This window comes from Pantoea sp. GM_Pan_3 (genome assembly GCF_026541045.1).
Lineage (GTDB): Bacteria > Pseudomonadota > Gammaproteobacteria > Enterobacterales > Enterobacteriaceae > Pantoea > Pantoea anthophila.
In genome coordinates, this window is sequence record NZ_JALNVA010000006.1 from 219132 (window position 1) to 246033 (window position 26902).

Here is a 26902-nt window from a genome sequence, read left to right on the forward strand (position 1 = left end):
ATCAGTTATCCAGAATAGGGGCGATCCACTGGGGGATGCGCTGTTCCAGCCACATTTCGGGCTGACGTAACGTTCCACCGACAAAGCCGACGTGGCCGCCGTGTGGGCTCAGTTGATAAGTAATAGTGGCAGATAATTGGCTGCTGTGCGGGATCACCTCATCGCTCATAAAGGGATCGTCTTTCGCATGGATGATCAGCAGCGGTGTTTTGACCTGCTTCAGCCACGGCATGGCGCTGGCACGCTGATAGTAGTCGGTCGCATCCGCAAACCCGTGGGCACGGGCCGTGATCGCGTCATCAAAATCACGCAGTCGCCGCAGGGCTTTCAGCTGCGCCAGGTTGACCGGCAGCGTATCCGGCCAGGCGTGTAGCTTGCGGCGGGCATTTTTCTTCAGTTGCGCCAGCAGATAGTACTGATAGACGCGAGAAAAGCCGCGCTCCAGTCTCAGGCTGCAGGGTTCCAGCTGCAGCGGGGCGGAGACGATCACGCCCGCATCAACCCCGGCGTCTGCACCCTGCTGACCCAGCAGGCAGCCCAGCATATTGCCGCCCAGCGAGAAGCCTACGGCGGCGGTGGGCACGCGTCCCCAGCGGCGATGCAGCCACTGCAGGAAAAAGCGGGCATCGTCCGTTTCGCCGGAGTGATAGATCCGGTTCAGTCGGTTAGGCTCGCCGCTGCAGCCGCGAAAATGCATCACCACCGCCAGCCAGCCGCGCGCACGGCAGATTGCCATCAGACCATGGATATAGGGGCTGTGAAAACTCCCCTCCAGACCGTGAAACAGCACCACACGCGGCTTATGCTGCGCTGCGTGCGGATCTTCGCTCCAGGCGAGGTCGACAAAATCGCCATCCGGCAGATCGAGACGCTGCCAGTGGGGCTGGAGAGTGACATGGCGCCGCAACAGGCGCGGCAGCACGGTCTGCAGATGCGCATTACGCAGTGAGCCCGGCGGGATAAAGCGCTCATTTCCGGGTCCGGTAAATTTCATGGGGTAAAAGCTTGTCTGTTCCATATCACACTGTTAGCTTCGAAAGGTTTTTTCTTGCAGGGGTAAGGAGTACCCGATTGCCATGGAACTGAGTCTTTTCTTATCGATGTTAGGGTTTCTCTGGGTCGCTGCCATCACGCCAGGCCCTAATAATATGTTACTCACCGCCTCGGGCGCTAATTTTGGCTTTGTGCGCACCATTCCGCTGATGATTGGCATCATGATCGGCATGCAGGTGATGCTGCTGATGGTGGCCTTTGGGGTGGGTGGCCTGATCCTGCTCTATCCGTCACTGCATCTGATGCTGAAAATCGCCGGCAGCCTCTATCTGCTCTGGCTGGCGTGGAAAATCGCCACAGCCAGCTATGAAAAGCTGGAAACTGACCAGGGCCCGGATGCGCCGATGCCATTCTGGCAGGGAGGCGTGCTGCAGCTGATCAACCCCAAAGCCTGGCTGATGGCGCTGGGCGCAGTCGCCAGCTTCAGCCTGGCAGGGGACGCTTATCGCCATTCGATTGCCGCGATAAGCATCGGCATGTTTATGGTCAATCTGCTGTCGGGCGCAATCTGGATGGGATTCGGCGCGATGATTGGCCGCATTCTGCGCAGCCGTCGCGCCTGGAAAATCTTCAACCTCGCCATGGGGCTGCTGACTGCCGCCTGCGTGCTGTTAATCTGGCACTGAGTTAACTGGATGCGCGTTCAACGCGCGTCCAGGGCAGTACTTCGCGGACCACTGACGCGTTCGGATTACGGATCTTCTGCAATAGCAGCTGCACGCTGCGAGCGCCCAGCTGGTTCATCGGCTGTTCGATGGTGGTCAGCGGCGGATTCAGGCTGCGGGTGAACGGAATCCCATCAAAACCGACCACCGCCAGATCCTCCGGCACGCGCAGACCTGCCTCCAGTGCCGCATGCACCACACCCACCGCCAGCACATCGGAAACCGCAAACACCGCATCCGGCGGTTGCGGCAGCGCCAGCAGCTCCTTCACGGCCTGACTGCCCGCCTCAGGGGAAATTTCATCGGTATAAGCGACGCCAGACCAGGGATACTCCAGCTCTTCCAGTGCCTGCCGGTAGCCCTTTTCACGATGATGTGAATAGAGGTAGCGCATATCGCCATTCACCAGCCCGATGCGTTTACGTCCTTTACCGGCCAGGTAATGGACGGTGTCACGCGCAGCTTCAAGATGATCGATGGTGACCGAGGAGGCGGGGATCGTCGGATCAAACTCGCAGCACTGCACCCACGGCGCACCGGCGATCAGCGCCTGCAAATCCTGCAAGCCCGACGCGGCATCCATGGTAATCACGCCATCCACCACTTTTCCGGTCAGCAAACTCAGATAGGCGGCTTCCCGCTGCAGCTGCGAAGCGGAGTTGCAGAGCAGGATGTGATAGCCATGCAGCTCAGCTTCTGCCTCTATCCCCTGCACCACGCGCGAGCAGAAGGGATTGGTGATATCTGAGATCAGCACCAGCAGCATGTGGCTTTGCGCCGTACGCAGCTGACGTGCCAGTAAGTTGGGCTGATAGTCGCAGGCAGAGATCGCCGCCAGAACTTTCTCACGCGTATCGGGCTTGACGCCAGGATGCGCGTTGAGTACCCGCGATACCGTGGCTTTGGAGACGCCAGCCAGCTGAGCGACTTTCTCAATCGACATCGGGTTACAGAGACCTTAACAGGCAATGAATGGGAACACATATCAATAACACAGGGACAATGTGAGCGCCTGACATTTTTGCTTACTTTAGCTATTTTCAGCATTTGCGATTTCTGACTTAGGTTTGCAGATAGTGATCTAAGAACTTATTTCTATTAGGGATAATTTTTAATTCCTTTATGAAACTATAGTGCGCAGAGACACTGCCCCCACGATAAAAAAACAGGGGGGAAAACGATCATGGCAACAACACGTTTCACACTTTTAGCCGCCGCGCTGGCGCTGCTGGCTTTCCGGGCTGATGCGGTGAATGTCACCGTGGCCTACCAGACTTCCGCCGAACCGGCAAAAGTGGCGCAGGCGGACAACAGCTTTGCCAAAGATAGCGGAGCCAGCGTCGACTGGCGTAAGTTTGACAGCGGCGCGGGCGTATTACGTGCGCTGGCCTCCGGTGACGTCCAGATTGGTAATATCGGTTCCAGTCCGTTAGCGGTGGCCGCGGCGCAGAAGCTGCCGATTGAAGCCTTTTTACTCGCGTCGCAGCTGGGTAATTCGGAAGCCCTGGTCGTGAAAAAGAGCATCAACTCCCCGAAAGATCTTATCGGCAAGCGCATCGCGGTGCCGTTCATCTCCACTACCCACTACAGCCTGCTGGCTGCGCTGAAACACTGGGGCATTAAGCCGTCGCAGGTTCAGCTGGTCAATCTGCAGCCGCCCGCGATTATTGCTGCCTGGCAGCGCGGCGATATTGACGGGGCCTATGTCTGGGCACCCGCGGTAAATGAGCTGGAAAAAGAGGGCAGGGTATTAACCGACTCTTCGCAGGTGGGGAGCTGGGGATCACCGACGCTGGATGTCTGGGTCGTACGCAAAGATTTTGCCGAACAGCATCCGGAGATCGTCACTGCCTTTGCCCGCAGCGCTATCGAGGCGCAACAGGCCTACCTGAAGAGTCCCGACAGCTGGCTGAAGCAGCCCGAAAACCTCAGCAAACTGTCACGCCTGAGCGGGGTGCCGGAAGCGCAGGTGCCGGACCTGGTGAAGGGGAATACCTATCTGACGGCGCAGCAGCAGGTTGAGCAGCTGGGCAAGCCGGTCAATAAAGCGATTGTCGATACCGCGCAGTTTCTGAAAGCGCAGGGCCGAGTGCCACAGGCCGATAACGACTACAGCAGCTACGTCACTTCCCGCTTCGTCGCGCCACTCGTTAAACAGTAAGGAGGCACTATGCTGCGCATCGCTCACCTTAATGCACGGTATGCCGGGCAGCCGGTGTTGCAGGATATCAACCTGCAACTGGACAGCCAGGAACTGCTGGTGGTACTGGGCCCCTCCGGCTGCGGCAAAACCACGCTGCTGAATCTGGTCGCCGGATTCCTGCCGGTTGAGTCGGGCTCCATTACGCTGGATAACCAGCCGGTGACCGGACCGGGCGCGGAGCGCGGCGTGGTGTTTCAGAATGAGGGGCTGCTGCCATGGCGCAACGTCCTGGATAATGTCGCGTTTGGCCTGCAGCTGGCCGGGATGCCCCGCCAGCCGCGTGAGGCGGTGGCGCGCCGCCTGATCAGACAGGTGGGGCTGGAAGGGGCGGAGAAGCGCGCCATCTGGCAGCTCTCTGGCGGTCAGCGTCAGCGGGTAGGCATCGCACGCGCGCTGGCGACCGACCCGCAACTGCTGCTGCTGGATGAACCCTTCGGTGCGCTGGATGCGTTTACCCGCGAACAGATGCAGACCCTGCTGCTGACGCTGTGGCGTGACAGCGGTAAACAGATCCTGCTGATTACGCACGACATTGAAGAGGCGATTTTCCTCGCCAGCGAACTGATTCTGCTCTCACCCGGACCGGGCCGCATTGTCGAGCGCCTGCGCCCCGATTTCGGCCGGCGCTTTGCCGCGGGCGAGTCGTGCCGCAGCATCAAATCCGATCCGCAGTTTATCGCCCAGCGCGAGTATGTGCTGAGCCGGGTGTTTGATCAGCGGGAGGCATTTGCATGAGCGCGCTTATCAACGATAAATCTCTGCCGGTGCGCCGTCGGCTGCGCTGGCCTTTCTCAACGGCCCTGACGCTGAGCCTGCTGAGCCTCTCTCTGCTGTTACTGCTCTGGTGGGGCGTGACCGCGCTGGGCCTGATCGCGCCGCTGTTTCTGCCACCGCCGCAGCAGGTGTTCAGCAAGCTGCTGCTGATTGCCAGCGCACAGGGGTTTATGGATGCCACGCTCTGGCAGCATCTGGCCGCCAGCCTGACGCGCATGCTGATTGCGCTGACCGCTGCTGCCGCCATCGGTATTCCGACCGGCATTCTGATGGGCCTCAGCCCGGTTGCGCGTGGACTGCTCGATCCGCTGATTGAGCTTTATCGCCCGATTCCGCCTCTCGCCTATCTGCCCCTGATGGTGATCTGGTTCGGCATCGGCGAAACCTCAAAAATTCTGCTGATCTATCTGGCCATCTTCGCACCGGTGACGCTCTCCACCCTGGCCGGGGTACGAAACACACAGCCGGTGCGGCTGCGGGCGGCCCGCTCGCTGGGGGCTAACCGCTGGCAACTGCTGCGCTGGGTGATTCTGCCGGGTGCGCTGCCGGAGATCCTGACCGGACTGCGCATCGGTCTGGGCGTGGGCTGGTCGACGCTGGTGGCGGCTGAACTGATTGCCGCCACGCGAGGACTGGGGTTTATGGTGCAGTCGGCCGGAGAGTTTCTTGCCACCGATGTGGTGCTGGCAGGTATCGCGGTGATAGCCGTTATCGCTTTTAGCTTAGAACTCGGGCTCCGCGCATTGCAGCGCCGTCTGACGCCCTGGAGTGGAGAACAATCATGAGTGAACGTCTCAGTTTTACCCCGCTTGGCCCCTATATTGGCGCACAGGTTTCTGACCTGGATGTCTCGCGCCCCCTGAGCGATGCGCAGTTTGAGCAGCTCTATCACGGCCTGCTGCGTCATCAGGTGCTGTTTCTGCGCGATCAGCAGATTACGCCGGAGCAGCATCGCGCGCTGGCAGTGCGCTTCGGTGACCTGCATATTCATCCGGTCTATCCGCATGCGGAAGGCGTGGAGGAGATTATCGTGCTGGATACCCACCAGGATAACCCGCCGGATAATGATAACTGGCACACCGACGTCACCTTTATCGACACGCCGCCTGCGATTGCGCTGCTGGCTTCTAAGGTGCTACCGGCGGCGGGCGGCGATACGCTCTGGACCAGCGGGATAGCGGCTTACGAGGCGCTCTCTGAACCCTTTAAGCAACTGCTGACGGGCCTGAGTGCGGAACACGATTTTAAAAAGTCCTTTCAGGAGTATAAGTACCGCAAAACCCCGGAGGAGCATCAGCGCTGGCAGCAGGCGGTCGATAAACATCCGCCGGTGCAGCATCCGGTGATCCGCACCCATCCGGTCAGCGGCAAAAAAGCCCTGTTTGTGAATGAGGGGTTCACGACGCGGATCGTGGAGTTAAGTGAGAAGGAGAGTGAGGCGGTATTGCGCTTTCTGTTCGCTCACGCCACCAAACCGGAGTTTCAGGTGCGCTGGCGCTGGCAGCCCAACGATCTGGCTATCTGGGATAATCGGGTCACGCAGCACTATGCCAATGCCGACTACTATCCGGCGCGCCGGATTATGCAGCGGGCCACCGTCCTGGGCGACAGACCCCGTTAAGCGCACAGCCTTCTCCCTGTGGGCAGGGAGAAGGCCAGCCCGTCAGGACGCCATCATCTGTTCGAGCTGTTCCTGCGCCTCCAGCCACGCCATCTCCACCTCTTCCAGCGCCGATTTACTCTCTGCCTGACGCTGCAGCGCGGTGGTCAGATCCGCTTTGCGGCCAGGATCATAAATGGCACTGTCCGAAAGCTGAGCTTCGGCATCGGCCAGCTGGCTCTGCCATTTGCTCATCTGCTTTTCCAGCTTTTCGATCTCTTTACGCAGCGGCTGAGTCTGCGCACGCAGTTCGGCATCGCGGCGCTTCTGATCTTTTCGCGCCTGGGCGCTGTTGCCGTTGTCCTGCTTTGGCGCGGCCTCCTGTTGCGCCTGCTGCTTCTGCAGATCGCTCAGCCACTGCTGATAATCTTCGAGGTCGCCAGCAAAGACATCCACTTTGCCGTCGTGCACCAGATAGAGATCGTCCGTGGTGGCGCGCAGCAGATGGCGATCGTGCGACACCACCACCAGCGCGCCTTCGAAGTCGATCAGCGCTTCCGTCAGCGCCTGGCGCATATCCAGATCAAGGTGGTTAGTCGGTTCATCCAGTAGCAGCAGGTTAGGGCGCTGCCAGACAATCAGTGCCAGCACCAGGCGCGCTTTCTCACCGCCGGAGAAGCGTTCGGTCATTTCCGTGACTTTATCGCCGCGGAAGTCAAAGCCGCCCAGATAGTCGCGCAGCTGCTGCTCCAGCACGTTCGGCGCAATGCGCGCCAGATGCTGCAGCGGGGACTCGTCGGCCCGCAGGTACTCCAGCTGATGCTGGGCGAAGTAACCGAGCTTGATCCCTTTCGCCAGGCCAATCCTGCCCTCCATCGCCTCCAGCTCGCCCGCCAGCAGCTTAATCAGGGTCGATTTGCCCGCCCCGTTGCGGCCCAGCAGACCAATGCGCGAACCCGGTACCAGGTTGAGCTTGATGGCGTCGAGAATGATGCGATCGCCATACCCCGCCGTGACCTTCTCCATCTTCAGAATCGGGTTGGGCAGGTTTTCCGGCTTACGGAAGGTGAAGCTGAACGGGTTATCGACATGGGCAGGCGCGATCATCTCCATGCGCTCCAGCATTTTGATGCGGCTCTGCGCCTGTTTCGCCTTGGAGGCTTTGGCACGGAAGCGGTCAATGTAGCTGTGCAGATGCGCCACCTTCTCCTGCTGACTCTCATACAGCGACTGCTGCTGAGCCAGTTTGGCGACGCGCTGCCGCTCAAAGGAGGTGTAGTTGCCGGTATATTCGAACATCGACGCCTGTTCGATATGAATGATTTTGTCGACCACCGGATCGAGAAAGTCACGGTCATGCGAGATCAGGATCAGGGTACCTTCGTAACTCTTCAGCCAGCGCTCCAGCCAGATCACGGCATCAAGATCGAGGTGGTTGGTCGGTTCATCCAGTAACAGCAGATCGGAGCGGCAGATCAGCGCCTGAGCCAGATTGAGGCGCATCCGCCAGCCACCGGAGAAGTCGCTGACCGGGCGCTGCAGCTGCTCCTGACTGAAGCCCAGACCATGCAGCAGGCTGGCGGCGCGCGCATGGATACTCCACGCCTGCACCGCATCAAGCTTGCCGTGCAGCAGGGCGATCGCATTGCCGTCGTCCCGCCGGTTCGCCTCCGCCAGTTCAGCCTCAAGCTGGCGATAGTCGCGGTCGCCATCAATCACATACTCCAGCGCGGCTTTGTCCAGCGCGGGGGTTTCCTGGTTAACCCAGGCCAGCGCCCAGTGAGCAGGAAAGGTGACGGTGCCGGCATCGCTGGTGATCTCACCTTTTAACAGCGACAGCAGCGTGGATTTTCCACAGCCGTTTTTACCCACCAGCCCGACCTTCTGACCGGGATTAATGGTGGCGGTGGCATTGTCGAGCAGGACGCGGATGCCGCGGCGAATTTGTAAGGCAGAGAAGACAATCATGTAAGCGCCGTATCGTCAGAATATGTTAATTTACTGGCAACATAATGAGATTTTGCTGCGTCGTGCATGGTAGCCGAAAACCGCACCAATGACGACGCTTTGGAGGGAAAGGATGTCGCAGCCACCCCGCGTGTTACTGCTTTTTGCTCATCCGGAATTACAGGATTCCGTCGCTAACCGGATTTTGTTGCAGTCGGCGCAGGCGCTGGAACACGTCACCGTACACGATCTGTACGCCACCTATCCGGATTTTTTTATCGATATTCATCATGAACAGCAGCTGCTGCGCGAACATGATGTCATCATTTTTCAGCATCCGCTCTATACCTATAGCTGTCCGGCCCTGCTGAAAGAGTGGCTGGACCGGGTGCTGTCGCGCGGTTTTGCCAGTGGCGTGGATGGCAATGCGCTGGAAGGAAAATACTGGCGCAGCGTTGTGACGACCGGGGAGCCGGAGAGCGCCTTTAAACAGCAGGGGCTGAACCGCTATTCACTCAATGACATCATGCGGCCCTTTGAGCTGACCGCACAGATGTGCCGCATGCACTGGATGCCGCCGATGATCGTCTACTGGGCGCGTCGGCAGAGTCCTGAACTGATGAAAAATTATGCCCGCGCCTATGGCGAGTGGCTGGCAGCTCCGCTGCCGAATGGAGGGATATAGATGGAAGGGCAAACGCTGCTGACCGCCGGGGTGATTTATCTGGTCGCGGCGGTATTAATTGTACCGGTGGCGGCTCGCCTCGGGATTGGTGCTGTACTGGGCTATCTGGTGGCGGGGATCGCTATCGGCCCGTGGGGATTAGGTTTTATCAGCGACGTCGATGAGATTCTCCATTTCTCGGAACTGGGCGTGGTTTTCCTGATGTTCATTATTGGACTGGAGCTGAACCCGGCAAAGCTGTGGGCGCTGCGCCGCTCCATTTTTGGTGTCGGTGCGGCGCAGGTCATCTTCTCTGCGGCGATTCTGGGCGGCCTGCTGTGGCTGACTGACTTTAGCTGGCAGGCGGCGGTCATCGGCGGCATCGGTCTGGCGATGTCCTCAACCGCGATGGCGCTGCAGCTGATGATGGATAAAGGCATGAACCGCAGCGAAGCGGGGCAGCTGGGCTTTTCGGTGCTGCTGTTTCAGGATATCGCGGTGATCCCGGCCCTGGCGCTGATTCCGCTGCTGGCGGGCACCGACAGCGGCCATATTGACTGGATGAAAGTCGGCATGAAGGTGCTGGCGTTCGCAGGCATGCTGGTGGGGGGACGCTATCTGCTGCGGCCTATCTTCCGCTATATCGCCGCATCAGGTGTCCGTGAGGTCTTTACCGCCGCCTCGCTGCTGCTGGTGCTGGGCTCCGCGCTGTTTATGGATGCGCTGGGTCTGTCGATGGCGCTGGGCACCTTTATCGCGGGGATCCTGCTGGCAGAGAGTGAATACCAGCATGAGCTGGAGGTGGCGATTGACCCTTTCAAAGGGTTGCTGCTGGGCCTGTTCTTTATTTCCGTTGGCATGGCGCTCAACCTCGGTGTGCTCTATACCCATATTGTGACCATCCTGCTCGGCGTGGTGACGCTGGTGGCGGTGAAAACGCTGGTGCTCTATCTGCTGGCGCGTATTTATGGCTTACGCAGTTCCGAGCGGCAGCAGTTTGCCGGCGTGCTGAGTCAGGGGGGCGAGTTCGCCTTTGTGCTCTTCTCCGCGGCCTCTTCGGCGAAGCTCTTCTCCGGCGATCAGCTGCCGATGCTGCTGGTGACCGTCACCCTGTCGATGATGACCACGCCTCTGCTGATGCAGGGTATTGATCGTCTGCTGGCGCATCGCTTCAATGAGCCCGATGAAGAAGCAGAGAAGCACTTTGTTGAAGACGATCAGCCGCAGGTGATTGTGGTGGGCTTTGGTCGCTTCGGCCAGGTGGTCGGCCGCTTGCTGATGGCGAACAACAAACGCATCACCGTGCTGGAGCGCGACATCAGTGCGGTAAGCCTGATGCGCAAATATGGCTACAAGGTTTATTACGGCGACGCCACCGAGCTGGAGTTATTGCGCGCGGCGGGCGCAGCCAGCGCGCAGGCGATTGTGATCACCTGTAATGAACCGGAAGATGTGATGACCATCGTGCACTTATGTCAGCAGCACTTCCCGCAGCTGCAGATTCAGGCGCGCGCCCGGGGCCGTGTCGAGGCACACGAACTGCTGCAGGCTGGCGTGACGCAGTTCTCACGTGAAACCTTCTCCAGTGCGCTGGAGCTGGGACGCAAGACGCTGATGTCTCTGGGGATGCATCCGCATCAGGCGCATCGCGCCCAGCAGCATTTCCGCCGGCTCGACATGCGGATGCTGCGTGAACTGATGCCCAGCCTCTCTGAAAGTGCGCAGGCGTCGCGCGTGCGTGAAGCGCGGCGGGAACTGGAAGATATCTTCCAGCGCGAAATGCAGCGCGAAAAGCGGCAGATCGATGGCTGGGACGATGATCAATAACCTTTTAAAACAGGCTGAAGCTCATGCGTAAACGTTTTATTGCTGGTGCGACATGCCCGCACTGCCAGGAGAAGGACACGCTGGCGATGTGGCGTGAAAATAGTGTCGATGTCGTGGAGTGTGTGAAGTGTGGACATCAGATGCGCGAGGCGGATAAACAGGCGCGCGATCAGGTTCGCACTAACGAGCAGGTTATCGGGATTTTCCATCCCGAGTAGCGAAGTGACGCAGCTTTTTTTACGCTTAAACTTACAGCGGGATTGAATTCCGTTACAATTGACGCCATTAACGCTTTGGTCGCAAGAGAAAGTGAAACCCCTCTTGCACTCAGCCCCGAACCTTTCTGGTTGGTGTTATTGCACGCAAGAATAGACCAATGAGACGGGATCTTAGTTCTCAACGGTTAGGAGATATCATGAAAGTAGCAAAAGACCTGGTGGTAAGCCTGGCCTATCAGGTACGTACAGAAGACGGCGTGTTAGTTGACGAGTCACCGGTGAGCGCACCGTTAGACTATCTGCACGGTCATGGTTCCCTGATTTCTGGTCTGGAAAATGCGCTGGAAAACCACGTTGCCGGCGACAAATTTGACGTGCATATCCCGGCAAACGACGCTTACGGTCAGTATGACGATAACCTGGTGCAGCGTGTTCCTAAAGATGTCTTCATGGGCGTCGACGAACTGCAGGTTGGCATGCGCTTCCTGGCAGAAACCGATCAGGGTCCGGTTCCGGTTGAAATCACCGAAGTGGAAGACGATCACGTCGTGGTTGATGGTAACCACATGCTGGCGGGTCAGAACCTGAACTTTAACGTTGAAGTGGTTGCGATTCGTGAAGCGACGCCGGAAGAACTGGCTCACGGCCATGTTCACGGTGCAGACGGTCATCATCATGACCACGATCACGGCCATGATCACGACCACGATCACGGTAAAGGCGGTTGTGGCACTGGCGGTTGCGGCTGCAGCCACTAAGTCTGACAATCGGTTAAGGCCACCTTCGGGTGGCCTTTCTTTTGGCGGCTATCCGGCGCTGGTCCGGACGGACAGGGGCCGACAGCGCGCGATCAGTAGTGTGGCGGCGGCGTCTCTTCAGACTGTGAGGCCACCAGTGAGGTTGCGTTCGCTTTGAGCTTGTCGGTTAAAAGGCGTATCTGCTCACGCATTTTACTCATCTCCAGCTCGTGCTGAACAACGGCGCTGTTCAGCTGCTCAATGGTCATCTCCTGAAAGGCCAGTTTGCTCTCTAACGTCTCCAGACGCTGTTCCCACTCAGACTGTTGCATGACCTGTTCCTCTGTTAAGGTGCGACTCAGGGCGTGATTCTACGACCTGAACGCCAGGAATCACCTGTTTTTTTCATGCCCGAAGACGTTGCGCTTGAAAAAAGGTGGCGCGGCATCATCTCTGATGAAACTTCCCGCTGTTATAAAGGTCGGAGGTTAACCGGGTAATTACATTGTGGGAGTGTTCGACACTGCCACGTAAAGTTATAGTGTGGACCCTGAAGTCCGCAATGTTTCCCGAGGTTAGACGCTTCGGTTTTGGAGAATGGATGAAATCACTGTTTAAAGTCACATTGTTAGCTACCACCATGGCTGTTGCGCTGAATGCTCCGCTGGCTATGGCGGCTGAAACCGCTGCGGCTCCTCAGGCTGCCCCGGCTGCTGCGCCACAGTCTGCGCCTCAGGCACCGAAAAATGCGGCTTTCAAAGATGAAGACCAGCAGTCAGCCTATGCACTGGGTGCTTCACTGGGTCGCTACATGGACAACTCCCTGAAGGAGCAGGAAAAACTGGGCATCAAACTGGATAAGCAGCAGCTGATCGCGGGCGTCCAGGATGCATTCGGTGGCAAGAGCAAACTCTCTGATGAAGAGATTGAGCAGACACTGCAGGCGTTCGAAGGCCGCGTGAAAGGCGCTGCCTCTGCGAAAATGGAAAAAGATGCGAAAGAGAATGCTGAAAAGGGCACGGCTTACGCGACCAAATTCGCCAAAGAGAGCGGCGTGAAGAAAACGGAAACCGGCCTGCTCTATAAAGTTGAGAAAGAGGGCAGCGGCGACGCACCAAAAGATAGCGACACTGTGGTGGTTAACTACAAAGGTACCCTGATTGATGGTACTGAGTTTGACAACTCTTACACCCGTGGCGAGCCCCTCTCTTTCCGTCTGGATGGCGTCATCCCGGGCTGGACCGAAGGCCTGAAGCACGTGAAGAAAGGGGGCAAGATCAAGCTGGTCATCCCACCGCAGCTGGCTTACGGTAAAAATGGCGTTCCGGGTATTCCGGCTAACTCCACGCTGGTGTTTGATGTTGAGCTGCTTGATATCAAACCGGCCCCAAAAGCCGATGAAAAAGCACAGGCGCCTGCGCCTGCTGCCGCAGAAAAAGCGCAGTAATCTGCTGACCGCCGCCTCCGGGCGGCGGTTTCATTTCGCCTTCACGACAAACCTCTGGCATAAGCCGACGACATTTGCCAGACTAATGCCTGCCTAATTATCCCAACATTGAGTCTGCCCATAAGCCGCTGTGACAGGCTCCAGCCATTCAGGGTGATACTCTTCAATGTCTAATCCATTCAATCCGGGTGAACTGAGCGACTTCGATCTTCTGGAGCAGCGCCCGTTCGAACAAACTGATTACGATATTCTGAAATCGTACGAGGCTGTCGTGGATGGCCTGGCGATGTTGATCGGTTCGCACTGTGAAATCGTCCTGCATTCACTGGAAGATCTTAAGTGTTCAGCCGTTCGCATCGCCAATGGAGAGCACACGGGCCGTAAGGTCGGTTCGCCTATCACCGATCTGGCCCTGCGGATGCTGCATGATATGCATGGCGCGGACAGTAATGTTTCCCGTGCCTACTTCACGCGCGCCAAAAGCGGCGTGCTGATGAAGTCCGTGACCATCGCGATTCGTAACCGTCAGCAGCGGGTTATCGGCCTGCTCTGTATCAACATGAATCTTGATGTGCCGTTCTCGCAGATTATGTCGACCTTTATGCCGCCCGAGATGCAGCAGGTTGACTCCAGCGTTAACTTCGCCAGTTCGGTCGATGACCTGGTTATGCAGACCCTGGAGTTTACGATTGAAGAGGTCAGCGCTGACCGCAATGTCTCCAACAACGCCAAGAACCGTCAGATTGTGCTCAACCTGTATGAGAAGGGGATCTTCGACATTAAGGATGCCATCAACCAGGTCGCTGACCGGCTGAACATCTCGAAGCACACCGTCTATCTCTACATCCGCCAGTTTAAAAATGGCGATTTTCAGGGACAGGATCGCTGATGCGTTACACCCTGCTGGTGACCGGCCCGGCCTACGGCACGCAACAGGCAACCAGTGCCTGGCTGTTTGCCCGGGCACTGCTGGCGGCGGGTCATCAGCTTGAAAGCGTTTTCTTCTATCGTGAAGGGGTGCTCAATGCTAACCAGCTGACGGCACCAGCCAGCGACGAGTTTGATCTGGTGCGGGCATGGCAGGCATTGCATCAGGAGCAGGGGGTCGAACTGAATATTTGTGTGGCGGCCGCACTGCGGCGTGGAATCAGCGACCCGCAGGAGGCAGCTCGTCTGCACCTGGCGGCCAGTAATCTGCAGCCGGGATTTACCCTGAGCGGGCTGGGTGCGCTGGCAGAAGCGGCGCTGAGCTGTGAACGCATGGTGCAGTTCTGATGAATCGGGTTGCCTTTGTCTTTACCCGTGCGCCCCATGGCAGCAGCGCAGGGCGTGAGGGGCTGGATGCCGCACTGGCAACGGGCGCACTCAGCGACGATATCGGCCTGTTCTTTATCGGCGATGGGGTGCTGCAGCTTAATCTGCATCAGCAACCTGAACGCATAAAGAGCCGTCACTATGCCGCGACGTTTGGCGTGCTGGCACTCTATGACATTGAGCAGTGCTATCTCTGCCGGACATCACTGATTGCGCGCGGACTGGACGCTGACGCCGGGCGGCTGCTGGACGTGACGCTACTGGACGCGCCGGAACTGCGCCAGCAGCTGGCCAGCTTCGATCGCATTCTGACTTTTTAAGAGGCGCAAATGCTGCATACTCTGATGCACTCTCCGTCGCACAGCGACCTCGACACGCTGTTATTAATGGCGGAAGCCGGTGATGATCTGCTGCTGCTACAGGATGGTGTGCTGGCTGCCGTGGCTGGCAGTCGGGCATGGGTTCAGCTGTCAGCCTGCAAAGCGACGCTGTGGGTTCTGGACGAAGATGTCCAGGCGCGCGGGCTGGCTGGACAAATTTCGACCACTGTGCGGTCCGTAGACTATAATGGCTTTGTCACGCTAACGATCAGGCATCCGCAACAAATGGTCTGGTAATCGGCTAAAACCTGGTTATTTCTTGACACCCTTTTGACGCAGCCCTAAAATTCTGCCTCCTCGTAATTCTACGAGGCGATTTATTACGTGTTTACGAAGCAAAAGCAAATCCAGGAGCTATTTAATGGCAACAGTTAACCAGCTGGTTCGCAAACCACGCGTCCGCAAAGTTGCAAAGAGCAACGTGCCGGCGCTGGAAGCTTGCCCGCAAAAACGTGGCGTTTGTACTCGTGTGTACACCACCACTCCTAAAAAACCTAACTCCGCACTGCGTAAAGTTTGCCGTGTGCGTCTGACCAACGGTTTTGAAGTGACTTCCTACATCGGTGGTGAAGGTCACAACCTGCAGGAGCACTCCGTGATCCTGATCCGTGGCGGTCGTGTAAAAGACCTGCCAGGTGTGCGTTACCACACCGTTCGTGGCGCGCTGGACTGCTCAGGTGTTAAAGACCGTAAGCAGGCTCGCTCCAAGTACGGCGTGAAGAAGCCAAAGGCTTAATGGTTCTCCGTTAAGTAAGGCCAAACGTTTTAAATTAAATGTCAAAATAAACTCATAGAGTTTTGGACAATCCTGAATTAACAACGGAGTATTTCCATGCCACGTCGTCGCGTCATTGGTCAGCGTAAAATTCTGCCAGATCCTAAGTTCGGATCAGAGCTGCTGGCCAAATTTGTAAATATCCTGATGGTAGATGGTAAAAAATCTACTGCAGAATCTATCGTTTATACCGCGCTTGAGACCCTGGCTCAGCGTTCAGGTAAAAACTCCCTGGAAGCCTTTGAAGTAGCACTGGAAAACGTGCGCCCGACTGTCGAAGTTAAGTCACGTCGCGTTGGTGGTTCTACCTATCAGGTACCAGTTGAAGTCCGTCCGGTTCGTCGTAATGCCCTGGCAATGCGCTGGATCGTAGATGCTGCTCGTAAACGTGGTGATAAATCAATGGCTCTTCGCCTGGCGAACGAACTTTCTGATGCTGCAGAGAACAAAGGTACTGCAGTTAAGAAACGTGAAGACGTTCACCGCATGGCAGAAGCCAACAAGGCGTTCGCACACTACCGCTGGTAACAGTCGCGTAGTTATTGTTAAACCAGCGGGCGCCCAAACGGCCAACCCGCTGGGGTTGACTAATTTTGAACGTCCGAAAAACCGAGGAATAAAATGGCTCGTAAAACACCCATTGCTCGCTACCGTAACATCGGTATCAGTGCGCACATCGACGCCGGTAAAACTACCACTACCGAACGTGTTCTGTTCTACACCGGTGTAAACCACAAAATCGGTGAAGTACACGACGGCGCAGCAACCATGGACTGGATGGAGCAGGAACAGGAACGTGGTATTACTATCACCTCCGCTGCGACCACCTGTTACTGGTCTGGTATGGCTAAGCAGTTCGAACCACACCACATCAATATCATCGACACCCCAGGACACGTTGACTTCACCATCGAAGTAGAACGTTCTATGCGTGTTCTTGATGGCGCGGTAATGGTTTACTGTGCAGTTGGTGGCGTTCAGCCACAGTCTGAGACCGTATGGCGTCAGGCTAACAAATACAAAGTTCCACGCATTGCGTTCGTTAACAAAATGGACCGCATGGGTGCTAACTTCCTGAAAGTTGTTAATCAGATGGAAGTTCGTCTGGGTGCAACTCCAGTTCCTCTGCAGCTGGCTATCGGCGCAGAAGAGAAATTCACCGGTGTTGTTGACCTGGTGAAAATGAAAGCAATCAACTGGAACGACGAAGACCAGGGTGTAACCTTTGTTTACGAAGATATCCCGGCTGATATGCAGGAACTGGCTGAAGAATGGCGCGGCAAGCTGATCGAAGCAGCAGCAGAAGCCTCTGAAGAGCTGATGGAGAAATTCTTCAGCGGTGAAGAGCTGAGCGAAGAAGAGATCAAAACTGCTCTGCGTAAGCGCGTTCTGAACAACGAAATTATCCTGGTAACCTGTGGTTCTGCATTTAAGAACAAAGGTGTTCAGGCGATGCTGGATGCCGTTGTTGAATATCTGCCAGCACCGACTGACGTTACCGCGATCAACGGTATGCTGGACGACGGTAAAGACACGCCGGCTGTTCGTCACTCAGACGACAACGAGCCGTTTGCTGCACTGGCGTTCAAAATCGCTACCGACCCGTTTGTAGGTAACCTGACCTTCTTCCGCGTTTACTCTGGTGTTGTTAACACTGGTGACACCGTGTTCAACCCGGTTAAGTCAAACCGTGAGCGTCTGGGCCGTATCGTTCAGATGCACGCTAACAAGCGTGAAGAAATTAAAGAAGTCCGTGCGGGTGATATCGCCGCTGCGATCGGCCTGAAAGATGTGACCACTGGTGATACCCTGTGTGACCCGGATAACGTCATCATCCTTGAGCGCATGGAATTCCCTGAGCCAGTGATCTCAATCGCTGTTGAGCCGAAAACCAAAGCTGACCAGGAAAAAATGGGTCTGGCTCTGGGCCGTCTGGCGAAAGAAGACCCATCATTCCGCGTATGGACTGATGAAGAATCTAACCAGACCATCATCGCCGGTATGGGTGAGCTGCACCTCGACATCATCGTTGACCGTATGAAGCGTGAATTCAACGTGGAAGCAAACGTGGGTAAACCACAGGTTGCTTACCGTGAAGCGATCCGCACTAAAGTTACCGACGTTGAAGGTAAACACGCCAAGCAGTCTGGTGGTCGTGGTCAGTACGGTCATGTTGTTATCGACATGTACCCACTGGAGCCAGGTTCGAACCCGAAAGGCTACGAATTTGTCAACGACATCAAAGGTGGTGTGATTCCTGGTGAATACATCCCTGCGGTTGATAAAGGTATCCAGGAGCAGCTGAAATCAGGCCCACTGGCTGGTTATCCGGTTGTGGATCTGGGCGTGCGTCTGCACTTCGGTTCTTACCATGATGTCGACTCCTCTGAGCTGGCGTTTAAACTGGCCGCGTCAATCGCCTTCAAACAAGGCTTTAAACAAGCGCAGCCGGTTCTGCTTGAGCCTATCATGAAGGTTGAAGTAGAGACTCCGGAAGAGAACACGGGTGATGTCATCGGTGACCTTAGCCGTCGTCGTGGTATGCTTAAAGGGCAGGAATCTAACGCTACTGGCGTTCAGATTCACGCTGAAGTTCCGCTGTCTGAAATGTTCGGATACGCAACTCAGCTGCGTTCTCTGACCAAAGGTCGTGCTTCTTACTCCATGGAGTTCCTGAAGTATGACGATGCGCCGAACAACGTAGCGCAGGCCGTTATTGAAGCTCGTAGCAAATAAGCTACGGTTTAAATTTGAACTGATGCCTTCACCCACGTGGTGAAGGCACAACGTAAGGAATTATCGCCATGGCGAAAGAGCAATTTCAGCGTAACAAACTGCACGTAAACGTGGGCACCATCGGTCACGTCGACCACGGTAAAACCACCCTGACCGCAGCTATCACCACCGTACTGTCTAAGACTTACGGCGGCCAGGCGCGTGCATTCGATCAGATCGATAACGCACCAGAAGAGAAAGCACGTGGTATCACCATCAACACTTCACACGTTGAGTATGAAACCCCGACTCGTCACTATGCACACGTTGACTGCCCAGGCCACGCCGACTATGTGAAAAACATGATCACCGGTGCTGCGCAGATGGACGGCGCGATCCTGGTTGTTGCTGCGACTGATGGCCCAATGCCACAGACCCGTGAGCACATCCTGCTGGGTCGTCAGGTTGGCGTCCCTTACATCATCGTGTTCCTGAACAAGTGTGACATGGTTGATGATGAAGAGCTGCTGGAACTGGTTGAGATGGAAGTGCGTGACCTGCTGTCAGCCTATGACTTCCCAGGCGACGACACTCCAATCGTTCGTGGTTCTGCTCTGAAAGCGCTGGAAGGCGACGCTGAGTGGGAAGCGAAAATCATCGAGCTGGCTGAGCACCTGGACAACTACATCCCAGAGCCACAGCGTGCGATCGACATGCCGTTCCTGCTGCCAATCGAAGACGTATTCTCAATCTCTGGCCGTGGTACCGTTGTTACCGGTCGTGTTGAGCGCGGCATCGTTAAAGTCGGCGACGAAGTTGAAATCGTAGGTATCAAAGATACTGCGAAATCAACCTGTACCGGTGTTGAGATGTTCCGTAAGCTGCTGGACCAGGGTCAGGCAGGCGAAAACTGTGGTGTTCTGCTGCGCGGTATCAAGCGTGAAGACATCCAGCGTGGTCAGGTTCTGGCTAAGCCAGGCACCATCAAGCCACACACCCAGTTCGAGTCAGAAGTTTACGTTCTGTCTAAAGACGAAGGTGGCCGCCATACTCCGTTCTTCAAGGGCTACCGTCCACAGTTCTACTTCCGTACCACTGACGTGACCGGTTCAGTAGAGCTGCCAGAAGGCGTTGAAATGGTAATGCCAGGCGACAACATCAAAATGGTTGTTACCCTGATCCACCCAATCGCAATGGACGAAGGTCTGCGCTTCGCAATCCGCGAAGGTGGCCGTACCGTTGGCGCGGGTGTTGTTGCTAAAGTTATCGCTTAATTGTGATATCTGCTGTGGTCGTGCAAACGGCCACTGCAACACAAAGAAAAGAGCACTTCGGTGCTCTTTTTTTTGCCTGAAGAGCGCCATAACCCTGCAAAGGGTAGGTTTGTAATAAAAACGATTCGCATTTACACTGTGTACAGAAAATGGTCTTGAGTGATGAAAGAATGTACGTCTGCCTGTGTAATGCCATCAGTGATAAAACCCTTCGTGAAGTAGTACGGCGCTATCAGCCCAAATCCATCCAGCAACTGCGTCATTTTGTACCGGTCGGCAAACAGTGCGGCAAATGTCTGCGCGCCGCGCGGGAAATTATGGATGAAGAGATGCAGCATCCGCCACTCTATAAAGAGATCGCCTGACACACTGCGTGTGCGAATACCCACAATATCTGTCGCGTTTTTTTGACTTCTTTTTAATCACATCTACGATCTGATAAAGCAGACGTGGAGGGTTAACAATGAAGGGCGATATCAAAATTATCAGTCATCTCAATAAACTGCTTGGAAATGAACTGGTTGCTATAAACCAGTATTTTTTGCATGCGCGGATGTTTAAAAACTGGGGGCTGATGCGCCTCAATGATGTGGAGTATCACGAATCGATCGATGAGATGAAACATGCCGACAAGTACATTGAGCGCATTCTTTTTCTGGAAGGGATCCCGAATCTGCAGGATCTGGGCCGGCTGCGCATCGGTGAGGACGTTGAGGAAATGCTGAGTTCAGATCTCAATCTGGAGCTGGAAGGCGCCAAAGATCTTCGTGAAGCGATCGCCTATGCGGACAAAGTTCATGACTATGTCAGCCGTGACATGATGATTGAAATCCTGGCAGATGAGGAGCATCACATCGACTGGATTGAGACGGAGCTTGAGCTCATCCGGATGATGGGGATCCAGAACTACCTGCAGGCTCAGATCAAAGAAGCGTGAACCGCGTCTGCAGGACGAGAGTGACCCAGCCCGCAATGGCCAGGAAAGGGCCAAAAGGCAGCGGGCTGACGCCCTGCGTCCGGCCACGCAATTGCAGCATCAACACGCCTGCTAGTGCCAGCAGAGTGGCACCCAGTGCAATCCAGGGCAATCCCTGCCAGCCACAGCAGGACCCCAGCGCGGCGAAAAGCTTCATATCACCATATCCCAATCCCTCATACCCCCTGACCAGTCGGTAGCCCTGGGCAAGCAGCCACAGGGCAACGTAGCCCGACAGTGCACCCCATATCGCCGGGGTTTCTGTGCCAGCCAGTGTTGCATGAATTAACCCCAGCCAGAGCAACAGATAATTGAGCGGGTCAGGTATGCAGAGATGGCGACGGTCAATCAGGGCCACCATCATCAACAGAGAGGCCGCCGTGAGAATAAACAGCGCATCAGTCAGGCTGTCGAAGCTTAGCAGTACAAGCAGGCTCAGGCTGGCAACCAGCCATTCCATGACCACACTCTCTGCGCCAAATGAGTAAGAGCAGAAACGACAACGGCCTTTTAAGGCAGCCCAGCTGATTAATGGCAGCTTATCGCGCCATAACAGAGGCTGGCGGCAGTGGGGACAGTGCGAGCCGGGAAAACAGAGCGCGGCACACCATCGGGTGGGAGAAAGGGCAGGGGTGAAGCGCGCGCAGGCCAGCGAAAGAAAGCTGCCCAGCGCACCTCCGCCAGCCAGGGCGGCTAACTGAATCAGGATTAAGGTCATCTTCGGGCTCCGGCTAAACGGTCGGCCATACTTTCACCGCTTTTACACCCCGCGTCGCCCGTATATGCCAGCTTGTGGAACCCTGTTCACAACCTGATTCACCCCCTGTCAGTCATGAGACAGGTTTGTGCGGTGTATGCCTCATGACCCGGCCACTAATTAACAGCGAAAATGCCAGCACGGGTTGCTTCCTGAACAGAATTACGTATAATGCGCGGGCCTGCAGATATTGCAGGCGCGATTCGAGCAGAATCGCAGACGGCTGACCGTTAGGCCGCCTGACAATACTCCCAATTGGGGAGTTATATGCTGAACGATTACACTCTCCCATCAATCGTAATGGGTTCGAGTAGTAATTTTTTTCGTCTATAAAAAGTTTGGAGCTCTGGTCTCATGCAGAACCAAAGAATCCGTATCCGTCTTAAAGCGTTTGATCATCGTCTGATCGATCAATCAACCGCGGAAATCGTTGAGACTGCCAAGCGCACTGGTGCGCAGGTTCGTGGTCCAATCCCGCTGCCAACCCGCAAAGAGCGTTTTACCGTTCTGATCTCTCCGCACGTCAACAAAGATGCGCGTGATCAGTACGAAATCCGCACTCACAAGCGTCTGGTAGACATCGTTGAGCCAACCGAGAAAACGGTTGATGCTCTGATGCGTCTGGATCTGGCTGCCGGTGTTGACGTGCAGATCAGCCTGGGTTAATCAGGTCATCGAGCGATTGAGAGGTTGAAACAATGATTGGTTTAGTCGGTAAAAAAGTGGGTATGACCCGCATCTTCACTGAAGATGGCGTTTCTATCCCAGTAACCGTAATCGAAGTTGAAGCGAACCGCGTTACTCAGGTCAAAGGCCTGGAGAACGATGGTTACCAGGCAATTCAGGTTACCACCGGTGCTAAAAAAGCAAACCGTGTGACCAAACCTGAAGCTGGTCATTTTGCTAAAGCTGGCGTTGAAGCTGGCCGTGGCCTGTGGGAATTCCGCACCGCTGAAGGTGACGAGTATTCTGTAGGTCAGAGCATCAGCGTTGAAATTTTCGCTGACGTTAAAAAAGTAGACGTAACTGGCACCTCTAAAGGTAAAGGTTTCGCCGGTACCGTTAAGCGCTGGAACTTCCGTACCCAGGACGCTACTCACGGTAACTCCTTGTCTCACCGCGTTCCGGGTTCTATCGGTCAGAACCAGACTCCGGGCAAAGTGTTCAAAGGCAAGAAAATGGCAGGTCAGCTGGGTAATGAGCGCGTAACAGTTCAGAGCCTGGACGTAGTACGTGTTGACGCTGAGCGCAACCTGCTGCTGGTTAAAGGTGCAGTTCCCGGTGCTACCGGTAGCGACCTGATCGTTAAACCAGCTGTGAAGGCGTAAGGGGATAGCAATGGAATTAGTATTGAAAGACGCGCAGAGCGCGCTGACTGTTTCCGAAACTACCTTCGGTCGTGATTTCAACGAAGCGCTGGTTCACCAGGTTGTTGTTGCTTACGCATCAGGCGCCCGCCAGGGAACTCGCGCGCAGAAAACTCGCGCTGAAGTAACCGGTTCAGGCAAAAAGCCATGGCGTCAGAAAGGCACCGGCCGTGCGCGTTCAGGTTCTGTAAAGAGCCCGATCTGGCGTTCAGGTGGCGTGACCTTTGCTGCTAAGCCACAAGACCACAGTCAAAAAGTTAACAAAAAGATGTACCGCGGCGCGCTGAAAAGCATCCTGTCCGAACTGGTACGTCAGGACCGTCTGATCGTTGTCGAATCATTTGCTGTAGAAGCGCCGAAAACCAAGCTGCTGGTACAGAAACTGAAAGACATGGCGCTGGAAGACGTGCTGATCATCACCGGCGAACTGGATGAGAATCTGTTCCTGGCTGCGCGTAACCTGTACAAGGTTGACGTGCGTGATGCATCTGGTATCGATCCAGTTAGCCTGATCGCCTTCGACAAAGTCGTTATGACTGCTGATGCAGTTAAGCAAGTTGAGGAGATGCTGGCATGATCCGTGAAGAACGTCTGCTGAAAGTACTGCGCGCGCCGCACGTATCTGAAAAAGCATCTAGCGCGATGGAAAAAACCAATACCATCGTTCTCAAAGTTGCTAATGACGCGACCAAAGCAGAGATCGTTGCTGCTGTTGAGAAACTGTTCGAAGTAGAAGTTAAAGACGTAAACACCCTGGTTGTTAAGGGCAAAGTTAAGCGTCAAGGACAGCGTATCGGTCGTCGTAGCGACTGGAAAAAAGCTTACGTCACCCTGAAAGAAGGCCAGAATCTGGACTTCGCTGGCGGCGCTGAGTAAGTCGGAGGAGAAAGACAATGGCAGTTGTTAAATGTAAACCGACATCTCCGGGTCGTCGCCATGTAGTTAAAGTGGTAAACGCGGAGCTGCACAAGGGCAAACCATTTGCCCCGCTGGTAGAAAAAAACAGCAAATCCGGTGGCCGTAACAACAATGGTCGTATCACTACCCGTCATATCGGTGGTGGTCACAAGCAGGCTTATCGTATTGTTGACTTCAAACGCAACAAAGACGGTATCCCGGCAGTTGTTGAACGTCTTGAGTACGATCCGAACCGCTCTGCGAACATCGCACTGGTTCTGTACAAAGACGGCGAACGCCGTTACATCCTGGCCCCTAAAGGCCTGAAAGCCGGCGACCAGATTCAGTCTGGCGTTGATGCTGCGATCAAAGCAGGTAACACACTGCCGATGCGTAACATCCCGGTGGGTTCAACCGTGCATAACGTAGAAATGAAACCAGGCAAAGGCGGTCAGATTGCTCGCTCAGCCGGTGCTTACGTGCAGATCGTTGCGCGTGAAGGTTCTTACGTTACCCTGCGTCTGCGTTCAGGTGAAATGCGTAAAGTCGAGTCTGACTGCCGCGCAACACTGGGCGAAGTCGGCAACGCTGAGCATATGCTGCGCGTTCTGGGTAAAGCTGGTGCAGCCCGTTGGCGTGGTGTTCGTCCGACCGTTCGTGGTACCGCGATGAACCCAGTTGATCACCCGCACGGTGGTGGTGAAGGTCGTAACTTTGGTAAGCACCCGGTTTCTCCGTGGGGCGTTCAGACCAAAGGTAAGAAGACCCGTAGCAACAAGCGTACTGATAAATTTATCGTACGTCGCCGTAGCAAATAATATTAGAGGATAAGCCATGCCACGTTCTCTCAAGAAAGGTCCTTTTATTGACCTGCACTTGCTGAAGAAGGTAGAGAAAGCGGTGGAAAGCGGTGACAAGAAGCCTTTGCGCACTTGGTCCCGTCGTTCAACGATCTTTCCTAACATGATCGGTTTGACCATCGCTGTCCATAATGGTCGTCAGCACGTTCCTGTCTTTGTTTCCGACGAAATGGTTGGTCACAAACTGGGTGAATTCGCGCCGACACGTACTTATCGCGGTCACGCGGCTGATAAAAAAGCCAAGAAGAAATAAGTAGGAGGAAGAGATGGAAACTTTAGCTCAACATCGCCACGCTCGTTCTTCTGCTCAGAAGGTTCGCCTTGTTGCTGACCTGATTCGCGGTAAGAAAGTGTCGCAGGCACTGGACATTTTGACCTACACCAACAAGAAAGCGGCTGTACTGGTCAAGAAAGTTCTGGAATCTGCCATTGCTAACGCCGAACACAACGATGGCGCTGATATCGACGATCTGAAAATCACGAAAATTTTCGTTGATGAAGGTCCGACCATGAAACGCATTATGCCGCGTGCCAAAGGTCGTGCAGATCGCATCCTGAAGCGCACCAGCCACATTACTGTGGTTGTGTCCGATCGCTGAGACTCTGGAGACTAGCAATGGGTCAGAAAGTACATCCTAATGGTATTCGCCTGGGTATTGTAAAACCATGGAACTCTACCTGGTTTGCGAACACCAAAGAATTCGCTGACAACCTGGACAGCGATTTTAAAGTCCGTCAGTTTTTGACTAAAGAACTGGCTAAAGCGTCTGTCTCTCGTATCGTTATCGAGCGTCCAGCTAAGAGCATCCGTGTGACTATTCACACCGCTCGTCCTGGCATCGTTATCGGTAAGAAAGGCGAAGACGTAGAAAAACTGCGCACGGTCGTCGCGAACATCGCTGGCGTTCCTGCACAGATCAATATCGCCGAAGTCCGCAAGCCGGAACTGGACGCAAAACTGGTTGCTGACAGCATCACTTCACAGCTGGAGCGTCGTGTGATGTTCCGTCGTGCTATGAAGCGTGCGGTTCAGAACGCCATGCGTCTTGGCGCGAAGGGTATTAAAGTCGAAGTTAGCGGCCGTCTGGGCGGCGCCGAGATCGCACGTACCGAATGGTATCGTGAAGGTCGCGTACCGTTGCACACACTGCGTGCTGACATTGACTACAACACCTCTGAAGCGCACACCACTTATGGTGTAATCGGCGTTAAGGTATGGATCTTCAAAGGTGAGATCCTGGGTGGTATGGCTGCTGTTGAACAACCGGAACCGGCTGCTCAACCTAAAAAGCAGCAGCGTAAAGGCCGTAAGTAAGGAGAGTCGCTGATGTTACAACCAAAGCGTACAAAATTCCGTAAGGTGCACAAAGGCCGCAACCGCGGTCTGGCGCAGGGTACGGATGTTAGCTTCGGTACTTTCGGTCTGAAAGCTGTTGGCCGTGGTCGTCTGACTGCTCGTCAGATCGAAGCAGCACGTCGTGCTATGACCCGTGCAGTTAAGCGTCAAGGTAAGATCTGGATCCGAGTATTCCCGGACAAACCGATCACCGAGAAGCCGCTGGAAGTGCGTATGGGTAAAGGTAAGGGTAACGTTGAGTATTGGGTTGCCCTGATCCAGCCTGGTAAAGTCCTGTATGAAATGGACGGCGTACCAGAAGAGCTGGCCCGTGAAGCATTCAAGCTGGCAGCAGCAAAACTGCCTATCAAAACCACCTTTGTAACTAAGACGGTGATGTAATGAAAGCAACTGAGCTGCGTGAAAAAAGCGTTGAAGAGCTGAACACTGAGCTGCTTAATCTGCTGCGTGAGCAATTTAACCTGCGCATGCAGGCAGCATCTGGCCAACTGCAGCAGACTCATCTGCTGAAACAGGTTCGCCGTGATGTTGCACGCGTTAAGACTTTACTGACTGAGAAGGCGGGTTCGTAATGACCGATAAAATCCGTACTCTGCAGGGTCGTGTAGTAAGTGACAAAATGCAGAAATCTGCAGTTGTTGCTATCGAACGTTTCGTGAAACACCCGATCTACGGCAAATTCATTAAGCGTACGACCAAGCTGCACATCCATGACGAGAACAATGAATGTGGAATCGGCGACGTGGTAGAAATCCGCGAATGCCGTCCACTGTCCAAGACTAAATCCTGGACCCTGGTTCGCGTAATTGAGAAAGCTGTTCTGTAATAAGAACCGTTTTTTCTGAGGAAACCCTCTGCTTCGGCAGGGGGTTTTTTTTTGCCTCTGCCCCGGGATTGATCCATTTGTGTCCCCGGCCATGCAGATTTGATAGTGCGCACAAATTCGACAGTTTCCCGGCGGTAAGCTGCGACTCTTCAGGCGGTCTGGCCTGAATGCATCGGGCTGAACAGGCCGGTGTCGTCATAACTGTACAAGGAAATGTGCCGTGAAAATGGAGAGTCCCGATCGCTTACGGCGGTCACTGTTGAAATTAC

36 protein-coding genes are annotated in these 26902 nt (G+C 55.3%); 31 read left to right on the plus strand and 5 right to left on the minus strand.

Translation table 11 applies throughout. From position 1 onward, the window contains the following. Position 1: 1 nt before the first annotated feature. Positions 2-1018, minus strand: a complete 1017-nt coding sequence (locus OXR04_RS17585) for a hydrolase (protein WP_267372217.1) — start codon at positions 1016-1018, stop codon at positions 2-4. A gap of 58 nt (positions 1019-1076) precedes the next feature. On the opposite strand from OXR04_RS17585, the gene OXR04_RS17590 reads away from it, so the two are divergent. Further along, the gene (locus tag OXR04_RS17590) at positions 1077-1679 is read left to right on the plus strand and encodes a LysE family transporter (RefSeq protein WP_009087637.1); all 603 of its coding nucleotides are present in this window, start codon (positions 1077-1079) and stop codon (positions 1677-1679) included. A 1-nt stretch (position 1680) separates the two neighbouring features. On the opposite strand, the gene OXR04_RS17595 is transcribed toward OXR04_RS17590, so the two are convergent. After that, the gene (locus OXR04_RS17595) at positions 1681-2661 is read right to left on the minus strand and encodes a LacI family DNA-binding transcriptional regulator (RefSeq protein ID WP_267372219.1); all 981 of its coding nucleotides are present in this window, start codon (positions 2659-2661) and stop codon (positions 1681-1683) included. A gap of 240 nt (positions 2662-2901) precedes the next feature. Between OXR04_RS17595 and tauA the strand changes: the two genes are divergently transcribed. From tauA to tauD, 4 genes are read left to right on the plus strand one after another with little or no spacing between them, the layout of a single operon-like run. After that, positions 2902-3879 (plus strand): taurine ABC transporter substrate-binding protein, encoded by a 978-nt coding sequence (gene tauA, locus OXR04_RS17600; protein WP_267372221.1) that lies wholly within the window; start codon positions 2902-2904, stop codon positions 3877-3879. A 9-nt stretch (positions 3880-3888) separates the two neighbouring features. Beyond that, a complete protein-coding gene (gene tauB / locus OXR04_RS17605) occupies positions 3889-4656 on the plus strand; it encodes a taurine ABC transporter ATP-binding subunit (protein ID WP_009087632.1) in 768 nt (255 codons plus the stop codon). Further along, complete coding sequence (gene tauC, locus OXR04_RS17610; protein ID WP_150030070.1) at positions 4653-5480, plus strand: taurine ABC transporter permease TauC; 828 nt, start codon at positions 4653-4655, stop codon at positions 5478-5480. The genes tauB and tauC overlap by 4 nt, the downstream gene beginning before the upstream one ends. Further along, positions 5477-6316, plus strand: coding sequence for a taurine dioxygenase (tauD, locus tag OXR04_RS17615; protein WP_009087629.1), 840 nt, complete (start codon positions 5477-5479; stop codon positions 6314-6316). Before tauC ends, tauD begins: the two co-directional genes overlap by 4 nt. Positions 6317-6358: 42 nt before the next feature. Here the strand turns inward: tauD and OXR04_RS17620 are convergent, their stop codons facing one another. Then, positions 6359-8263, minus strand: coding sequence for an ABC transporter ATP-binding protein (locus OXR04_RS17620; protein WP_111207895.1), 1905 nt, complete (start codon positions 8261-8263; stop codon positions 6359-6361). A gap of 112 nt (positions 8264-8375) precedes the next feature. On the opposite strand from OXR04_RS17620, the gene kefG reads away from it, so the two are divergent. The 4 genes from kefG to slyD all read left to right on the plus strand — a co-directional run bounded on the left by kefG (position 8376) and on the right by slyD (position 11709). After that, complete coding sequence (gene kefG / locus OXR04_RS17625) at positions 8376-8927, plus strand: glutathione-regulated potassium-efflux system ancillary protein KefG (RefSeq protein WP_009087624.1); 552 nt, start codon at positions 8376-8378, stop codon at positions 8925-8927. Then, positions 8928-10733, plus strand: coding sequence for a glutathione-regulated potassium-efflux system protein KefB (gene kefB / locus OXR04_RS17630; RefSeq protein ID WP_009087622.1), 1806 nt, complete (start codon positions 8928-8930; stop codon positions 10731-10733). A 23-nt stretch (positions 10734-10756) separates the two neighbouring features. Continuing rightward, entirely contained in the window at positions 10757-10951 is a 195-nt protein-coding gene (locus tag OXR04_RS17635; RefSeq protein WP_046100701.1) for a YheV family putative zinc ribbon protein, read from the plus strand. 197 nt (positions 10952-11148) lie between these two features. After that, a complete protein-coding gene (slyD, locus tag OXR04_RS17640; RefSeq protein ID WP_009087618.1) occupies positions 11149-11709 on the plus strand; it encodes a peptidylprolyl isomerase in 561 nt (186 codons plus the stop codon). 92 nt (positions 11710-11801) lie between these two features. Here the strand turns inward: slyD and OXR04_RS17645 are convergent, their stop codons facing one another. After that, entirely contained in the window at positions 11802-12020 is a 219-nt protein-coding gene (locus tag OXR04_RS17645; RefSeq protein WP_009087615.1) for a SlyX family protein, read from the minus strand. A gap of 269 nt (positions 12021-12289) precedes the next feature. On the opposite strand from OXR04_RS17645, the gene fkpA reads away from it, so the two are divergent. From fkpA to bfr, 11 genes are all read left to right on the plus strand, one after another. Further along, the gene (gene fkpA, locus OXR04_RS17650; RefSeq protein ID WP_111207896.1) at positions 12290-13135 is read left to right on the plus strand and encodes an FKBP-type peptidyl-prolyl cis-trans isomerase; all 846 of its coding nucleotides are present in this window, start codon (positions 12290-12292) and stop codon (positions 13133-13135) included. 166 nt (positions 13136-13301) lie between these two features. Further along, entirely contained in the window at positions 13302-14024 is a 723-nt protein-coding gene (locus tag OXR04_RS17655; protein WP_009087612.1) for a transcriptional regulator, read from the plus strand. Next, positions 14024-14410 (plus strand): sulfurtransferase complex subunit TusD, encoded by a 387-nt coding sequence (gene tusD / locus OXR04_RS17660; protein ID WP_009087610.1) that lies wholly within the window; start codon positions 14024-14026, stop codon positions 14408-14410. The genes OXR04_RS17655 and tusD overlap by 1 nt, the downstream gene beginning before the upstream one ends. Next, positions 14410-14769 (plus strand): sulfurtransferase complex subunit TusC, encoded by a 360-nt coding sequence (gene tusC / locus OXR04_RS17665; protein ID WP_009087608.1) that lies wholly within the window; start codon positions 14410-14412, stop codon positions 14767-14769. Before tusD ends, tusC begins: the two co-directional genes overlap by 1 nt. A gap of 9 nt (positions 14770-14778) precedes the next feature. Next, entirely contained in the window at positions 14779-15066 is a 288-nt protein-coding gene (gene tusB / locus OXR04_RS17670; protein ID WP_009087606.1) for a sulfurtransferase complex subunit TusB, read from the plus strand. A 124-nt stretch (positions 15067-15190) separates the two neighbouring features. After that, positions 15191-15565 (plus strand): 30S ribosomal protein S12, encoded by a 375-nt coding sequence (gene rpsL, locus OXR04_RS17675; protein ID WP_003852912.1) that lies wholly within the window; start codon positions 15191-15193, stop codon positions 15563-15565. Between the two features lie 96 nt (positions 15566-15661). After that, the gene (gene rpsG / locus OXR04_RS17680; protein WP_009087603.1) at positions 15662-16132 is read left to right on the plus strand and encodes a 30S ribosomal protein S7; all 471 of its coding nucleotides are present in this window, start codon (positions 15662-15664) and stop codon (positions 16130-16132) included. A gap of 93 nt (positions 16133-16225) precedes the next feature. Then, on the plus strand, positions 16226-18340 hold the full coding sequence (gene fusA / locus OXR04_RS17685) for an elongation factor G (RefSeq protein ID WP_009087601.1): 2115 nt from the start codon (positions 16226-16228) through the stop codon (positions 18338-18340). 68 nt (positions 18341-18408) lie between these two features. Continuing rightward, the gene (gene tuf, locus OXR04_RS17690) at positions 18409-19593 is read left to right on the plus strand and encodes an elongation factor Tu (protein WP_009087599.1); all 1185 of its coding nucleotides are present in this window, start codon (positions 18409-18411) and stop codon (positions 19591-19593) included. Between the two features lie 170 nt (positions 19594-19763). Beyond that, positions 19764-19958: a bacterioferritin-associated ferredoxin gene (gene bfd, locus OXR04_RS17695; protein WP_009087597.1), complete on the plus strand. Its 195-nt coding sequence runs from the start codon at positions 19764-19766 to the stop codon at positions 19956-19958. Positions 19959-20056: 98 nt separating this feature from the next. After that, a complete protein-coding gene (gene bfr, locus OXR04_RS17700) occupies positions 20057-20530 on the plus strand; it encodes a bacterioferritin (protein ID WP_009087595.1) in 474 nt (157 codons plus the stop codon). On the opposite strand, the gene OXR04_RS17705 is transcribed toward bfr, so the two are convergent. Further along, positions 20517-21287: an A24 family peptidase gene (locus OXR04_RS17705; RefSeq protein ID WP_267372228.1), complete on the minus strand. Its 771-nt coding sequence runs from the start codon at positions 21285-21287 to the stop codon at positions 20517-20519. The genes bfr and OXR04_RS17705 overlap by 14 nt on opposite strands. A gap of 393 nt (positions 21288-21680) precedes the next feature. Here OXR04_RS17705 and rpsJ point away from each other — a divergent pair, with 393 nt between their 5' ends. Genes rpsJ through rpsQ form a run of 11 tightly spaced genes read left to right on the plus strand, consistent with a single transcriptional unit; the run spans position 21681 to position 26633 of the window. Next, positions 21681-21992, plus strand: coding sequence for a 30S ribosomal protein S10 (gene rpsJ, locus OXR04_RS17710; protein ID WP_001181005.1), 312 nt, complete (start codon positions 21681-21683; stop codon positions 21990-21992). Positions 21993-22024: 32 nt separating this feature from the next. Next, positions 22025-22654, plus strand: a complete 630-nt coding sequence (gene rplC, locus OXR04_RS17715; RefSeq protein ID WP_006120583.1) for a 50S ribosomal protein L3 — start codon at positions 22025-22027, stop codon at positions 22652-22654. Positions 22655-22664: 10 nt separating this feature from the next. Further along, the gene (gene rplD, locus OXR04_RS17720) at positions 22665-23270 is read left to right on the plus strand and encodes a 50S ribosomal protein L4 (protein WP_009087590.1); all 606 of its coding nucleotides are present in this window, start codon (positions 22665-22667) and stop codon (positions 23268-23270) included. Next, entirely contained in the window at positions 23267-23569 is a 303-nt protein-coding gene (rplW, locus tag OXR04_RS17725) for a 50S ribosomal protein L23 (RefSeq protein ID WP_003850708.1), read from the plus strand. Before rplD ends, rplW begins: the two co-directional genes overlap by 4 nt. 17 nt (positions 23570-23586) lie before the next feature. Next, positions 23587-24408 carry a 50S ribosomal protein L2 gene (gene rplB / locus OXR04_RS17730; RefSeq protein WP_009087588.1) on the plus strand — a complete coding sequence of 274 codons (822 nt, stop codon included), beginning with the start codon at positions 23587-23589 and terminating at the stop codon, positions 24406-24408. Between the two features lie 16 nt (positions 24409-24424). Continuing rightward, on the plus strand, positions 24425-24703 hold the full coding sequence (gene rpsS, locus OXR04_RS17735; protein ID WP_001138115.1) for a 30S ribosomal protein S19: 279 nt from the start codon (positions 24425-24427) through the stop codon (positions 24701-24703). Between the two features lie 13 nt (positions 24704-24716). Then, a complete protein-coding gene (gene rplV / locus OXR04_RS17740; RefSeq protein WP_008927136.1) occupies positions 24717-25049 on the plus strand; it encodes a 50S ribosomal protein L22 in 333 nt (110 codons plus the stop codon). Between the two features lie 17 nt (positions 25050-25066). Continuing rightward, complete coding sequence (rpsC, locus tag OXR04_RS17745; protein ID WP_009087585.1) at positions 25067-25765, plus strand: 30S ribosomal protein S3; 699 nt, start codon at positions 25067-25069, stop codon at positions 25763-25765. A gap of 12 nt (positions 25766-25777) precedes the next feature. Beyond that, positions 25778-26188, plus strand: coding sequence for a 50S ribosomal protein L16 (gene rplP, locus OXR04_RS17750; RefSeq protein WP_002438716.1), 411 nt, complete (start codon positions 25778-25780; stop codon positions 26186-26188). Then, positions 26188-26379: a 50S ribosomal protein L29 gene (rpmC, locus tag OXR04_RS17755; protein ID WP_003850146.1), complete on the plus strand. Its 192-nt coding sequence runs from the start codon at positions 26188-26190 to the stop codon at positions 26377-26379. The genes rplP and rpmC overlap by 1 nt, the downstream gene beginning before the upstream one ends. Further along, complete coding sequence (gene rpsQ, locus OXR04_RS17760) at positions 26379-26633, plus strand: 30S ribosomal protein S17 (RefSeq protein WP_003850147.1); 255 nt, start codon at positions 26379-26381, stop codon at positions 26631-26633. The genes rpmC and rpsQ overlap by 1 nt, the downstream gene beginning before the upstream one ends. The last annotated feature ends 269 nt before the right edge of the window (positions 26634-26902 follow it).